We start from the raw sequence: 13,429 nt of genomic DNA on the forward strand, positions 1-13,429 counted from the left end.
AGGACGCTGTGCTCCGCACCCACACCACCGGCGAGATCAACGCCGAACTCATAGGCCAGACCGTCACATTGACCGGCTGGGTAGCCCGCCGCCGTGACCACGGAGGTGTTGCCTTCTTGGATCTGCGCGATGCCAATGGCGTAGCCCAGGTGGTGGTACGGGACGAAGAGGACTTCGACCCGTTGCGCAATGAGTTCGTTCTCAAGATCACCGGTGTCGTTGAACGTCGACCTGCGGGGAATGAGAACCCCAACTTGAGTTCCGGTGACGTTGAGGTGATCGCGGACACCACTGAGGTGCTCAATTCGGCTGCGGCACTGCCGTTCCAAATCGATGATCACGTCGAAGTCGGTGAAGAGGCCCGCTTGCGCCATCGCTACCTGGACCTGCGCAGAAGCGGCCCAGCGAAGGCCATGAAGCTCCGCTCCGAGGCCAACCGAATTGCACGTGAGGTCCTCCACAGTCATGGCTACCTTGAGGTAGAGACACCAACTCTGACTCGGTCCACACCGGAAGGTGCACGCGACTTTGTGGTGCCAGCCCGGTTGAATCCTGGATCGTGGTATGCCCTCCCCCAGTCACCCCAGCTGTTCAAACAGCTGCTGCAGGTCGGCGGAGTGGAGAAGTACTACCAGCTGGCACGCTGCTACCGTGACGAGGATTTCCGGGCCGACCGGCAGCCTGAGTTCACTCAGCTCGACATCGAGGCCAGCTTCGTTGAGCAGCACGATGTCCTCACGTTGGTCGAAGAAGTCACCCGGCGGCTGTGGTCCCTTATCAATGTGAACATCGAAATGCCGATCCCCCACATTACCTACCGTGATGCCATGGAAAAGTACGGGACGGATAAACCAGACCTGCGTTTCGGCCTGGAGCTTACCGAACTCACCGAGTACTTCAAGGACACTCCGTTCCGTGTGTTCAAGGCACCATATGTAGGTGCCGTGGTGATGCCCGGTGGAGCGTCCCAGCCTCGACGTACCCTCGACGCGTGGCAGGAATGGGCCAAACAGCGTGGAGCAAAAGGCTTGGCCTATGTACTGATCCAGGAAGACGGAGAGCTTGGCGGCCCCGTCGCCAAGAACCTGTCTGAGCAGGAGAAAGCGCACCTTGCAGAGACAGTAGGCGCCAAACCCGGTGACTGCATCTTCTTCGCCGCAGACAAGCCAGGTCCTGCCCGCGGTCTCCTGGGAGCGGCGCGCAACGAGATTGCTCAGCGGCTGGAGCTGATTGAGCCGGACAGCTGGTCATTCGTCTGGGTGGTCGATGCACCGATGTTCGAACCCGCTGATGATGCCCAGGCAGCCGGTGACGTGGCAGTTGGATCAGGCGCATGGACGGCAGTGCACCACGCCTTCACCGCGCCCAAACCGGAGTTCGCCGACACCTTTGACACGCAGCCGGGAGAGGCTCTGGCCTATGCCTACGACCTCGTCTGCAACGGAAATGAAATCGGCGGCGGCTCCATCCGTATCCATAGTCAGGATATGCAGGAGCGGGTCTTCCAGGTCATGGGCGTCTCCCAGGAGGAGGCGCGGGAGAAGTTTGGTTTCCTCCTGGATGCTTTCAAGTACGGTGCTCCCCCACATGGCGGATTTGCCTTCGGCTGGGATCGTGTCGTCGCGCTCCTTGCCGGTGAGGAGTCCATACGAGAAGTGATTGCCTTCCCGAAGACTGGCGCAGGGTATGACCCGTTGACCGCCGCACCCGCTCCCATTACCCCGCAGCAACGCAAAGAAGCAGGCGTGGACGCCAAACCTGTGGCCAAAACCGAGCCGACCTCCTAAGCTGACGCCAGGGACGCAGTGATACCTGTGCCGGCCTGAACCCTAAGAGGAGTCTGAGAAGCCCGATGTCACGTGTAGATAGTCTTCGGCACCGGATGGCGGACGCTGGCAAACGCTATGCTGCCCTCCGCACCGAAGTGCTGGCTGAGCCTGACCAGAACCACCACAGCTCCGGGTGGGCCTCGTCACCTGAGATGAGTGACGCCACCACGCGTGCCAAAACCGGCAGGGGGTGGAACGAGTGGGTGGCACTCATCGACGCAGGGCCGGGGCGGGAGGCCGGGCATGCCACGATCGCCGCGTGGATCGGCGATGAGCACGGAATCGATGCCTGGTGGGCTCAGACCGTGACCGTCGGATATGAACGCATTGCAGGGCTGCGCCTTCCCGGTCAGATGCCGGACGGCACTTTCTCCGTTTCGCGGTCCAAATCGGTCGTCATGGAGTGGACAGAACTGCGCTCCCTGCTGAGTGATCCGGTGGCCAGGTCGGTTCTTCTCCCTGAAATGATGTCCACCGAACGTTCCAAACCAGGAGTCAAGGCTCCGAAGTTTTTGATCTCAGATCCCCAAACCGCCACTGAACTAGGAGTTGTACAGTTCCGGGCTGACCCCGCCAAATCGGGCAGCCGGCTCGTGGTGACGCATGAGAAGATTCCCGGTCTCCAGACCGCGGAAGCTTGGAAGGAGTTTTGGGCGTCATGGCTTCAGGACCTTGCGGCTGAACCCCTGGTCCCCGGCGAGTAATCTGGGAAGCATGACTGGCGACCTCTTCACCGAAACAGAGGATCACGACGACGCCCCCCAGGCGTCACAGAACCCTGCGCGGCGGCGCCACACGCCACTTGCCGTCAGAATGCGCCCGCGCACTCTGGATGAGGTGGTGGGTCAACAGCACCTGCTGAAGGAAGGATCGCCTCTGCGGGTCCTCACCGAGGGCACCACAGGACCAGCCGGGGCGAGTTCTGTCATTCTCTACGGCCCCCCGGGGACCGGGAAGACGACGATCGCGCACGTGGTCGCACGCGGCGGAACCCGAAAGTTCGTGGAACTGTCCGCCATTCGCGCTGGAGTCAAAGATGTGCGCCAGGTGATGGATCAGGCCCTGGAGGACAGAGACCTGCGATCGTTGACAACGGTGCTGTTCCTGGATGAGATCCACCGTTTCAATAAGGCTCAACAGGACGCTCTGCTCCCGGGAGTAGAAAACGGCTGGGTGATTCTGATCGCTGCTACGACAGAGAATCCCTCATTCAGTGTCGTAGCACCTCTGCTCTCCCGCTCCCTGCTGCTCACGCTCACCTCGCTTACGCGCAATGATCTGGGTGGGCTCATTGATCGTGCTCTTGAGTCCGAACGAGGCTTAGGCGGGGCTTTTGGCCTCGACACCGATGCCCGGGAGCACATGCTCCGGGTATGCGGTGGTGACGCCAGACGGGTATTGACCACGTTGGAAGCGGCAGCAGCAGTGGCCCGAGGGCGCGACTCGGAGCAGATTGGAGTCGATGATGCCCAGCAGGCGGCTGACTTCGCTGTTCAACGCTATGACAAGGATGGCGACCAGCACTACGACGTCATTTCAGCCTTCATCAAGTCGTTGCGCGGTTCGGATGTAGACGCGGCTCTGCACTACCTGGCTCGGATGATCGTCGCCGGTGAGGATCCGAGGTTCATTGCTCGTCGACTTGTGATTGCCGCCGGCGAAGAAGTTGCGATGGCGGATCCCTCAGCGTTGCAGACCGCAGTTGCCGCAGCCGACGCTGTGCAGCGTATCGGCATGCCGGAAGCCCGAATCCTCCTGGCCCAGGCCACTGTGCATATCGCTACGGCGCCGAAGTCCAACGCATCGTATAAGGCACTGGATGCTGCGATCGCTGATGTGCGAGCCGGAAGCGGCAATTCGGTGCCACCGCATCTGCGTGATAGCCACTACGCGGGTGCTCCGAGATTGGGACATGGCCAAGAGTACGTGTATGCCCATGACCAGCCGCATCACGTGGCCATGCAGCAGTATCCGCCTGATGACTTGGTGGGTGTCGACTACTACTCGCCTACGCAGAATGGCAATGAGCGCTCGGTGGGAGAGCGACTTCACCGCCTGCGCAGCATCGTTCGCGGAACGAACAGCTGACAGAGACGTCGAGGGCCCTTCCCCGCATGGGAGGAAAGGGCCCTCGACGTCAGTGTTTTATCTAACGACTATCTGCGGGAGCTCCAGAGGTGATGGCCTGCCGTGACTGAGCAGCTTCCAACCCTGCCGGGCTCTCCCCGTGGTGGCCGATCGCTTCGAGGTACTCTTCGCGAGAAACTGGCTCGACCCGGTCTTCGAACCAGATACGGTTCAACCGAGCTCGGACTTTCTCAACTGCCGTGATCTTGCCCTTGGCATTTGGCCGAGGTCCGCTCGGGGCCGGAGCCTCGTAGGACACCAGAGTCCACAGTTCGTGCTCATTGGGCAGCTTATGCTGCTCGTGGAACTCACCGTCAGCACTGACCTCGATGACACCGGCTTCATGTCCGTGGAGGGCGACTTCTCGATCCTTACGCTGCAGAGCCAGACAGATACGTTTAGTCAGCAGGTAAGCGATGATCGGCCCCAAGAAGAACGCGGCTCGCAACCAGTAGATAACGTCGTTCAGCGACAAGGCAAAGTGCGTGGCCATAAGGTCAGAGGACGCGGCGCCCCACATGACCAGGTACCAAACCACCATGGCGACACCGAACGCCGTCCTGGTGGGCGCATTGCGGGGTCGGTCCAGCAGGTGATGCTCTCGCTTATCACCAGTGATCCATGTCTCCAGCCATGGCCAGACGAAAACACCCAGCAGAAGGACTGTAATCGGGATCATCGGCACAAGGACAGGCGTCGCTACCGAATTCCCTCCCCACGGCGTCGGGAGGACGAATTCCAGCGGAATGTTCCCGATGAAACCAGGCATGATGCGCAAGACGCCGTCAAACCACCCGATATACCAGTCCGGCTGAGTACCTGCCTGGACAGGTGAAGGATCATACGGACCGTAGTTCCACAGTGCGTTGATCTGGAATGTCCCGGCTAACAGACTCAGGACTCCCAGAACGATGAAGAAGAAGCCCCCAGCCTTGGCCGCGTACACCGGTCCGATGGGGTAGCCGACGACATTGCGCTGGGTGCGACCAGGTCCGGGGTACTGGGTGTGCTTGTGCATCACGACCAGGAACAGGTGCACGGCAATGAGAATCAGCAGGAGCGCTGGAATGACGAAGATGTGCAGAGCATAGAGACGCGGTATGACCTCATTGCCTGGGAACTCTCCGCCGAACAGGAAGAAGGAGATGTACGTTCCGACCACTGGGATGGCCTTGAGCATTCCGTCGATAATGCGCAGACCGTTACCGGACAGCACTTCATCTGGCAGAGAGTAACCGGTGAAACCTGCCGCTAGACCGAGGACCAGCAGCGTCGCTCCGACTACCCAGTTCAGCTCGCGGGGCTTGCGGAACGCTCCGGTGAAGAATACGCGGATCATATGGACGCTCATCGCAAGAACGAACATCAGCGCACCCCAGTGGTGAAGCTGGCGCATGAAAAGTCCGCCGCGGACATCGAAGCTCAATTCCAGCGAAGTGGCGTAGGCCATCGACATCTCAAGCCCCTGGAGCGGAGCGTAGGACCCGGAGTACCGGGTGGTGGCCATGGAGGGGTCGAACCAGAAGGTCAGGAATGCACCCGAGATCACCGTAATGATGAAGCTGTAGAGAGCAACTTCACCGAACATGAAGGTCCAATGGTCAGGAAAGACCTTGCGGCCAAACTCGCGGACGATGCTTGTACCGCCAACACGTGTGTCCACGTAGTTCGCGATCTTCCCAGTGCCCGTCTTGGGTTGATATTCAATGGCTTCGAGGTACTGGGCCTCGGTGTATTTCTCTTTAGAGGCGCTCATGCTGGAAAGTCACCTTCCGGATCAGTGTGGCCGCGCTCCCAGTAGGTCGGTCCCACAGGTTCAGTGAAGTCGCTGCGGGCGATCAGGAAGCCTTCATCATCAACAGTGATCGGCAGCTGAGGCAGCGGACGACCGGCAGGCCCGAAGGTCACCTTGAATTCTTCGGAAGCGTCGAATGTCGATTGGTGGCATGGGCAGAGCAGGTGATGGGTATGCCGCTCGTACAGAGCCACCGGGCAACCCACGTGGGTGCAGACTTTGGAACAGGCAATGATTCCCTCGTAGCTCCAGTCTTCCCTCCCGGGCGTCGGCTCGTGGAGGTCGTCCGGGTTCAAGCGCATGAGGAGGACAACAGACTTGGCCTTCTCCGCGAGCCGGTCGCCGTGGCCGGAAACCTCACGCAGATTTTCGGGGATCACGTGCATTGCCGATCCGATGGTGAGGTCAGCGGCGCGAATGGGTGTTCCTGTGGGGTCGCGGACCAGGCGAATTCCCTCATCCCACAACGAGTGACGCATCCGCTCAACACCGAAGTCAGCTGTGCGGTCCAGGTCTCGGAACAGCACCACTGCTGGGAGAGGGGCCAACAGCGCTGCAGCGATCATCGTGTTTCGCAGCAGCGGACGACGTTTGATCTGAGTTTCATCAACCACTTCGGTGACGATCTTTTCCGCATCGGCACGGTCCTCCTCGGTGCGAAGCGGCTTTCGGGCCTCAGTCACCTCATGATCAGGCATCAGAGTCTTGGCCCAGTGCACGATGCCAAGACCGATGCCGAGCATCGCCAGTGCGGTGCCGACACCTATAAGGGTGTTCTGCACACGAAGTGCACTCATACCCTCGAAGTAATTTTCGAACTGATCCATCCTCGCGACGGCGAAGTAGCCGACGAAGAACATCACGGTGCCGATGATTGAAATGAAAAACAGCGCGGCTACCTGGCGTTCACTACGCTTGGCGGCTTTCTCATCTACATCGGCCAAACGAGGTCGGTGCGGCGGGAGACCTGGGTTGTCGATGGCATAGTCGCCTGACGCCCCTTCACCGGCTTTGACGACGGCGGTTGAGTCGCCGTTACCGTGCTCGGCCATATGGTTTTCGTCCTTTGCTGTGTCTCAAGTGCGGTATGGGTGCTTATGGTTGGTCGGGCTCTTAGGAGGACCGTGAGGTGAGCCAGACCATGGAGCCAATCAGAAGGGCCAGGCCGAGGGTCCAGATCAACAGACCCTCAGAGACAGGTCCGAGGAAGCCTAGCGAGAATCCACCAGGCGAGCCCTGCTGTTCGTAGGTCTTGAGGAACGCAATGATGTCGCGCTTGTCCTCCGGAGGGATGTTCGCATCGTTGAACACCGGCATGTTCTGCGGACCTGTGGTCATGGCTGTGTAGATGTGGACTTCATCGACACCATGGAGGCTAGGCGCGTACTTACCCTCGGTGAGCGCGCCACCAGCACCTGCTGCGTTGTGGCACATTGCGCAGTTGATGCGGAAGAGCTCCCCACCACGGGCCGGGTCGCCCTCGTCCACGTCCAGCCACTCATCATCTGGAATTCCTGGACCGGCTCCGAGGGACGCCACATATGCCGCCAGCTGGGTGGTCTGCTCTTCATTGAACTGTGGCGGCTTCTGCTGTGCCTGCGGGCCTGACATCTGCATCGGCATACGTCCAGTGCCGACTTGGAACTCGACAGAGGCTGCCCCAACGCCGACCAGTGACGGGCCGGCGTCTGAACCTTCTGCGTTCATGCCATGGCAGGAGGCGCAGTTGGCAACGAAGAGCCGCTCGCCTTCGTCGACCTGCTCAGAGCTGAACCCATCGGGGGTGTTAGACGCCTGGGCCTGGTTCACAGTGGTTGCGGCGGCGTACAGCCCTCCAGTGACCAGCAGGCCGAGGAGGAGCAGCGCCACGAACGCGAACGGGTGGCGTCGCTTCTGAGAGAGTGCCTTCACTTCAGCCGGTTCCTTTTCTTCTCGGTGCGGTGTGCGAGTCTTGGGTTTTTCACAGCCGGTCAGACCAGCAGCGGCAGGATGTAGACCACGGCGAACAGCGCGATCCAGACGACATCGACGAAGTGCCAGTAGTAGGACACCACGACAGCAGCGGATGCTTCCTTATGCGTGAACTTCACGCTGAAGTAGGCCCGTGCGATCACGTAGAGGAAGCCGAACAGGCCGCCCACCACGTGAAGTCCGTGGAAGCCGGTGGTGATGTAGAAGGCCGAGCCGAACGCATTTGTCTGGATCGAGACTCCATGCGAAACCAGAACGGCGAACTCATAGGACTGACCGGCGATGAAGACGGACCCCATGAGGAAGGACAAGATGTACCACTCGACCATTCCCCAGGACTTCATGCTCAGGAGCCCGCCGGTTCGGCGCGGCTGGTGCCGCTCGGCTGCGAACACCCCGAACTGGGCGGTCACCGAACTCGCCACCAGGATCACAGTGATGATCGTGGCTAGGAAGATGTCCAGGCGCCCACTGTATTCGGCCCACATAGCAGGCTGAGTGGAACGTAGGGTGAAAAACATGGCGAAGAGACCAGCGAAGAACATCAACTCACTGGTCAACCACACCATGGTTCCCACAGAGACCATGTTCGGGCGGTTCGGCAGAGTTCTTGCCGGCGCGGCGGGGGCTTGGGTTGCAGACGTCACAGACCCATTATGGCCTGAAATTGTCGCTGTTCGCATGCTGGACCGGTGGTGTGGCGCGCTCTGTCATCGGCGGATTTCTGCTGGTTCCGCGTGATTCCTGGGATCGACGGCAACGGGCGGAGATGAAAGTTGCACAAATATTTCTACAGCGTGTCGAAAAACGACTCGAACGGGAGCCCAGAGACCTGGCTATTGTGGTCACTATGACTGTTGACGAGCTGACCTGGCCTGAACTTCTCGAGACGTTACTTGCCGGCAACGACCTCACTTCCGAAACGGCCGCCTGGGCCATGGACCAGCTCATGGGCGGAGAACTCGATGAAGCTCGCATAGCCGGCTTTCTGGTGGCTCTGCGAGCCAAGGGAGAATCTGGAGCCGAGCTTCTGGGCCTCTCACAATCGATGATGAGCAAAGCCGTACAGATCTCCGTGAGCGGGCCCACTCTGGACATTGTGGGTACCGGGGGCGATCACCTGGGCACCGTCAACATCTCTACGATGAGCTCTCTGGTCGCGGTAGGAGCCGGAGCGAAAGTCATCAAACATGGCAACAGAGGCGCCTCCACCACTGCTGGCGCGGCTGACGTGATCGAGGCGCTGGGCGTCAATCTGGACATGCCGACCCAGCGGGTTGCCGCTGCTGCCGAAGAATTGGGCATCACTTTCCTCTTCGCCCAGCAGTTTCATCCTGCGATGCGACATGTCATGAGCAGTCGAAAATCCCTGGGCATCCGCACAGTCTTCAATTTCTTGGGGCCGATCTCCAACCCTGCCCGTCCCACCGCTCAGGCACTGGGCTGTGCAAGTCAGTCGCTTGCACCGCAGATGGCGCAGTCCCTGGCGGCACGCGGTACTCGGGCCCTCGTTTTCCGCGGACAAGACGGCCGCGACAAGATCACGACCTCAGCGGCCACCGATATCTGGGAAGTACGCGATGGCTCCATCACGCACACTGAGCTCCGCCCTGAGGACGTCGGAATCCCGCTCAGTGCTGTATCGGACCTGCGAGGGGCAGACGCGGCGCACAACGCTCAGGTGGTCCGCGAGGTGCTTGGCGGGGCTGAGGGGGCCGTTCGTGATGCTGTGCTCTTGAATGCTGCCGCAGGCCTTGCCGCCCTGGAGGAGTCGGCCGAAGGCGACCTGGTCACCCGGCTCCGATCGCATATGGACACGGCCGCCGAATCGATAGATTCTGGGGCAGCCTCAAGAGTTTTGCACGAATGGGTGAAGTTCTCGCAGACCTAAGGTCTCTCAGCTTGGGCTGTTTGACGCGTCTTCGGCGTCGTCGTGCCCGAAGGGGTCTGGATCGACCCCAGGAAGCCAAGAGTGCCCGGGAACTTTCCACCCCTCCCGTCTGACGACCTTCTTCCAACGCTTGGCATAGCGTTCGCTCAGCCGATTGACGTAAAGGTAGCCGTCGAGATGGTCGTACTCATGCTGGAGTATCCGGGCGAACCAACCAGACGCTTCGAACCTGACCTCGTCCCCGTCAGGGTTCAGCCCGGCGATCTCAACGTGATCACTGCGTTTGAGCGGGAAGCTGTATCCAGGTGCTGAGAGGCACCCTTCGACTTCATCTTCAGGGTCTGGGGCTTCCTGGGAGATGCGGCCAATAATTCTGAGACTGGGATTGATCAGCACCCCGCGCTGAGGAGCAGCCCCCGTCTCGGGATACTTCCAGTTGAATATTCGCAGACCGACTCCAATCTGCGGAGCCGCCAGTCCCACACCGCGCGATGCCTCGAGAGTCTCATCCATGTCTTTGATGATGCTGCGTATCTCATCATCGATGATCGCAACTTCTTCGGCACGCCGATGCAGAACCGGCTCACCATGGATGACAATTGGGCGCACGCCCATGGGGCCTATCCTCTCGATGACGAAGGGTCAGAATCCGCAAGCTCCAACCCAGTGATGCCACACTTCCTCAGTGGGCGTAGGTTTTGCGGTTTCCTTCCATGACCCAACCGGTCACGAAAAACACAGCCGGAATGCATGCCAGCAGGAAGACCCACCAATCGATGGCAAGACCAAAGAACAAGAAGGCCAAACTGAAACCCAGACCCAGGGGCCACCAGCTCCACGGGAAGAACTGGCCATAGTTTCCGGCCATGTCCGCGACTTCCCCCTCAGGGTTGTCGCTGTCCATAGTGCCATGGTGCTTATTGGCAGACCTCAGGTACCACCAGAGCATGAAACCGAGACCAGCTGTGAGCAGCAGCAGGGGGAAACCTGCGAGTTCGCCGAAGCCCGTCACGAATCCGTAGATGAAAGCGACGACGAGGCAGAAAAGGCCGATTCCACCAAAAATGACGATGTTGGTCTTCATCAGATACCCGCCTTATCTTTCTGGTCAGCAGGTCCAAATACCTTGCCGGCCGGAGTGCTGACACTGTGCCGGTCGGACAGCTCGGGGTGGTGCAGATCCAATGCCGGACGCTCGGACCGAATCCGGGGCAGGGAGTAGAAATTGTGCCGTGGCGGGGGGCAGCTCGTCGCCCACTCCAAAGATCCGCCGAAGCCCCACGGGTCATCCACCAGGACTTTCTTGCCCTTACGGTGAGTGATCCACACGTTCCAGAAGAACGGGATGAGGGAGGCCCCCAACAGCATGGAGAACACTGTGGAGAACTGGTTCATGGCAGTGAAGCCGTCTTCCACCATGTAGTCGGCGTAGCGTCTCGGCATGCCCATGACTCCGAGCCAGTGCTGGACCATGAAAGTGCCGTGGAACCCGACGAACAGCATCCAGAAGTTGATCTTACCGAGCCGTTCATTGAGCATCTTGCCGGTCCACTTAGGCCACCAGAAGTAGAAGCCTGCGAACATCGCGAAGACCACAGTGCCGAAGACAACGTAATGGAAGTGAGCCACCACGAAGTAGGTGTCTGAGAGGTGGAAGTCCAATGGCGGTGAGGCCAAGATGATGCCGGTCAGACCACCGAAGAGGAAGGTCACCAAGAACCCTAGGCTCCACAACATCGGTGTTTCGAACGTGATCGAGCCTCGCCACATCGTTCCGATCCAGTTGAAGAACTTCACACCGGTGGGTACCGCGATCAGCATGGTCATCAGGGCGAAGAACGGAAGCATCACTGCACCGGTGACGTACATGTGGTGCGCCCAGACGGTGACCGACAGCGCAGCGATCGCGATAGTCGCGTAGACCAGGCCCTTATATCCGAAGATCGGTTTCCGGCTGAAGACCGGCAGGATCTCGGAGATGATGCCGAAGAACGGAAGGGCGATGATGTACACCTCTGGGTGTCCGAAGAACCAGAAGAGGTGCTGCCACAAGATGGCGCCACCGGATTCCGGATCAAAGATATGACCGCCGAAACGTCGGTCCAAGCCCAGGCCGAACAGAGCAGCCGCCAGTGGAGGGAACGCCATGAGCACGAGGATGGAGGTGACCAGCGTGTTCCAGGTGAAGATTGGCATCCGCCACATAGTCATACCAGGAGCGCGCATGCAGATGATGGTGGTGATGAAGTTGACACCACCCGCAATAGTGCCGAACCCGGTCAGTGCCAGGCCGAAGACCCATAGGTCACCACCAACTCCCGGAGAGTACGTGGTGTCCGACAGCGGGGCGTAGGCAAACCAGCCGAATGATGCAGCACCCTGAGGTGTCAGGAAGCCCGCTACGGCGACGGCAGATCCGAAGAGGAAGAGCCAGAAGGCCAGCGCGTTCAAGCGTGGGAACGCCACATCCGGCGCGCCGATCTGCAGCGGCATAATGACGTTTGCGAAACCTGCGAACAGAGGCGTGGCGAACATCAGCAACATGACGGTGCCGTGCATGGTGAACAGCTGATTGTACTGTTCCTTAGTCTGCAGGAACTGCATCCCGGGTTCGAAGAGTTCGGCGCGGATAATGAGCGCCATCACCCCACCGACACAGAAGAACAGGAACGACGCGATCAGGTACATGTACCCGATGGTCTTGTGGTCGGTGGTCGTCAACCAACTGACCACGATCTTTCCCTTAGAAACCGGAACGGACCGCGAAACCTCGCGCGGGTCATCGGAAGAATATTCCATGGTGGTCATGATTAGTCGTCCCCTCCGGTCAGAACGTCGGAGTCGTGAAGGTTGACGTTGCGGTTGTACTCATCACCCAGGTGGCCCTCTTCAAGACCATCGAGATAATTGGTGAATTCATCTTCCTCGACCACTGCAACGTTGAACAGCATCTCTGAGTGGTACTCACCGCAGAGCTCAGCACATTTGCCGTCGAAGACTCCGGTTTCCTGCGGATTCAGGTAAATGTATGTGGTGCGACCCGGGACCATATCGCGCTTCTGCAGGAAGGCAGGGACCCAGAACGAGTGGATCACATCGCGTGATTTCAACTCGAAGGTGATGTCGTGGTCGACCGGTAGGTAGATGGTCGGCAGTGTCTCCTGAACGCCTTCCTCGCCTGTGAGGTGGGCTTGGACACCGGTGTCATAGACCTCGTAGTCAGTGCCGTCGGCGGAGGTGTATGTGTAGTTCCAGTCCCAGGACCACTGCTTGCCGTAGACCTCAATGGTCATATCAGGGTCTTCGTAAGGCTCATCGATAGAGCGCTGGACCTGGTCCGTGTAGAAGAAGAACACCGCCACCATCACCAACGGCACGAGGGTGTACATGATCTCCAGCGGGATGTTGTAGGCCAGCTGACGGGGGTATCCGGTTTCGCCCTTACGGCGACGGTACGCCACCATGCACCAGAGCATGAGCCCCCAGGTCAGGACGCCAACAGCAAGTGCGGCGATCCACGAATTGACCCAGAGATCGGTCACCTCCGCAGTGTTGGACGTGGTGTCGCGGTTACCGGGCAACCAGCCACGGCGTGCAGGGTGATCCTCTGCACATGCGGTGAGCACCAGGAGTGCCACACCGGCCAGGGCCAGCGACTTCGCCGTGCGGCTGAAGCTGCCGGTTTGTTTCTGCGAAGAACTCACAGACGGCCCTTCCTCTTTCAGTTGTGTGCGAGTGAATCGCGCACTATCACTTGGGTCTCAACCACCGCTGTGAAGGCAGTGATCAGCGACATCTTTACGCTGAAGATAAGAC

At 59.7% G+C, this 13,429-nt stretch carries 12 protein-coding genes; 4 read left to right on the forward strand and 8 right to left on the reverse strand.

What is annotated here, in order from left to right; genetic code table 11:
- The first annotated feature begins 8 nt into the window (after window positions 1-8).
- The 3 genes from aspS to FH975_RS02625 all read left to right on the forward strand — a co-directional run bounded on the left by aspS (window position 9) and on the right by FH975_RS02625 (window position 3,917).
- Entirely contained in the window at window positions 9-1,787 is a 1,779-nt protein-coding gene (aspS, locus tag FH975_RS02615) for an aspartate--tRNA ligase (RefSeq protein WP_162319893.1), read from the forward strand.
- A 65-nt stretch (window positions 1,788-1,852) separates the two neighbouring features.
- Window positions 1,853-2,533, forward strand: a complete 681-nt coding sequence (locus FH975_RS02620; RefSeq protein ID WP_162319894.1) for a DUF4287 domain-containing protein — start codon at window positions 1,853-1,855, stop codon at window positions 2,531-2,533.
- A 10-nt stretch (window positions 2,534-2,543) separates the two neighbouring features.
- Entirely contained in the window at window positions 2,544-3,917 is a 1,374-nt protein-coding gene (locus tag FH975_RS02625) for a replication-associated recombination protein A (RefSeq protein ID WP_162319895.1), read from the forward strand.
- A gap of 61 nt (window positions 3,918-3,978) precedes the next feature.
- Here FH975_RS02625 and qcrB read toward each other — a convergent pair whose 3' ends face one another.
- From qcrB to ctaE, 4 genes are all read right to left on the reverse strand, one after another.
- The gene (gene qcrB, locus FH975_RS02630) at window positions 3,979-5,712 is read right to left on the reverse strand and encodes a cytochrome bc1 complex cytochrome b subunit (RefSeq protein WP_162319896.1); all 1,734 of its coding nucleotides are present in this window, start codon (window positions 5,710-5,712) and stop codon (window positions 3,979-3,981) included.
- Window positions 5,709-6,803: a cytochrome bc1 complex Rieske iron-sulfur subunit gene (qcrA, locus tag FH975_RS02635; RefSeq protein ID WP_162319897.1), complete on the reverse strand. Its 1,095-nt coding sequence runs from the start codon at window positions 6,801-6,803 to the stop codon at window positions 5,709-5,711. The genes qcrB and qcrA overlap by 4 nt, the downstream gene beginning before the upstream one ends.
- 61 nt (window positions 6,804-6,864) lie before the next feature.
- Window positions 6,865-7,662: a cytochrome bc1 complex diheme cytochrome c subunit gene (gene qcrC / locus FH975_RS02640; RefSeq protein WP_162319898.1), complete on the reverse strand. Its 798-nt coding sequence runs from the start codon at window positions 7,660-7,662 to the stop codon at window positions 6,865-6,867.
- Window positions 7,663-7,721: 59 nt separating this feature from the next.
- Window positions 7,722-8,369, reverse strand: a complete 648-nt coding sequence (gene ctaE / locus FH975_RS02645) for an aa3-type cytochrome oxidase subunit III (protein WP_456238256.1) — start codon at window positions 8,367-8,369, stop codon at window positions 7,722-7,724.
- A gap of 203 nt (window positions 8,370-8,572) precedes the next feature.
- Here ctaE and trpD point away from each other — a divergent pair, with 203 nt between their 5' ends.
- Window positions 8,573-9,613 carry an anthranilate phosphoribosyltransferase gene (trpD, locus tag FH975_RS02650; protein WP_162320058.1) on the forward strand — a complete coding sequence of 347 codons (1,041 nt, stop codon included), beginning with the start codon at window positions 8,573-8,575 and terminating at the stop codon, window positions 9,611-9,613.
- Window positions 9,614-9,619: 6 nt separating this feature from the next.
- Here trpD and def read toward each other — a convergent pair whose 3' ends face one another.
- The 4 genes from def to ctaC form a co-directional block, all read right to left on the reverse strand.
- Complete coding sequence (gene def, locus FH975_RS02655; protein WP_162319899.1) at window positions 9,620-10,228, reverse strand: peptide deformylase; 609 nt, start codon at window positions 10,226-10,228, stop codon at window positions 9,620-9,622.
- Window positions 10,229-10,295: 67 nt separating this feature from the next.
- Window positions 10,296-10,697: an aa3-type cytochrome oxidase subunit IV gene (ctaF, locus tag FH975_RS02660; RefSeq protein ID WP_162319900.1), complete on the reverse strand. Its 402-nt coding sequence runs from the start codon at window positions 10,695-10,697 to the stop codon at window positions 10,296-10,298.
- Complete coding sequence (ctaD, locus tag FH975_RS02665; protein WP_162319901.1) at window positions 10,697-12,421, reverse strand: aa3-type cytochrome oxidase subunit I; 1,725 nt, start codon at window positions 12,419-12,421, stop codon at window positions 10,697-10,699. Before ctaD ends, ctaF begins: the two co-directional genes overlap by 1 nt.
- A 2-nt stretch (window positions 12,422-12,423) precedes the next feature.
- A complete protein-coding gene (gene ctaC / locus FH975_RS02670) occupies window positions 12,424-13,317 on the reverse strand; it encodes an aa3-type cytochrome oxidase subunit II (protein WP_328821743.1) in 894 nt (297 codons plus the stop codon).
- Window positions 13,318-13,429: the final 112 nt, after the last annotated feature.

Origin of the sequence: Nesterenkonia haasae (genome assembly GCF_010119385.1) — a bacterium.
In the GTDB taxonomy this organism is placed as follows: domain Bacteria; phylum Actinomycetota; class Actinomycetes; order Actinomycetales; family Micrococcaceae; genus Nesterenkonia; species Nesterenkonia haasae.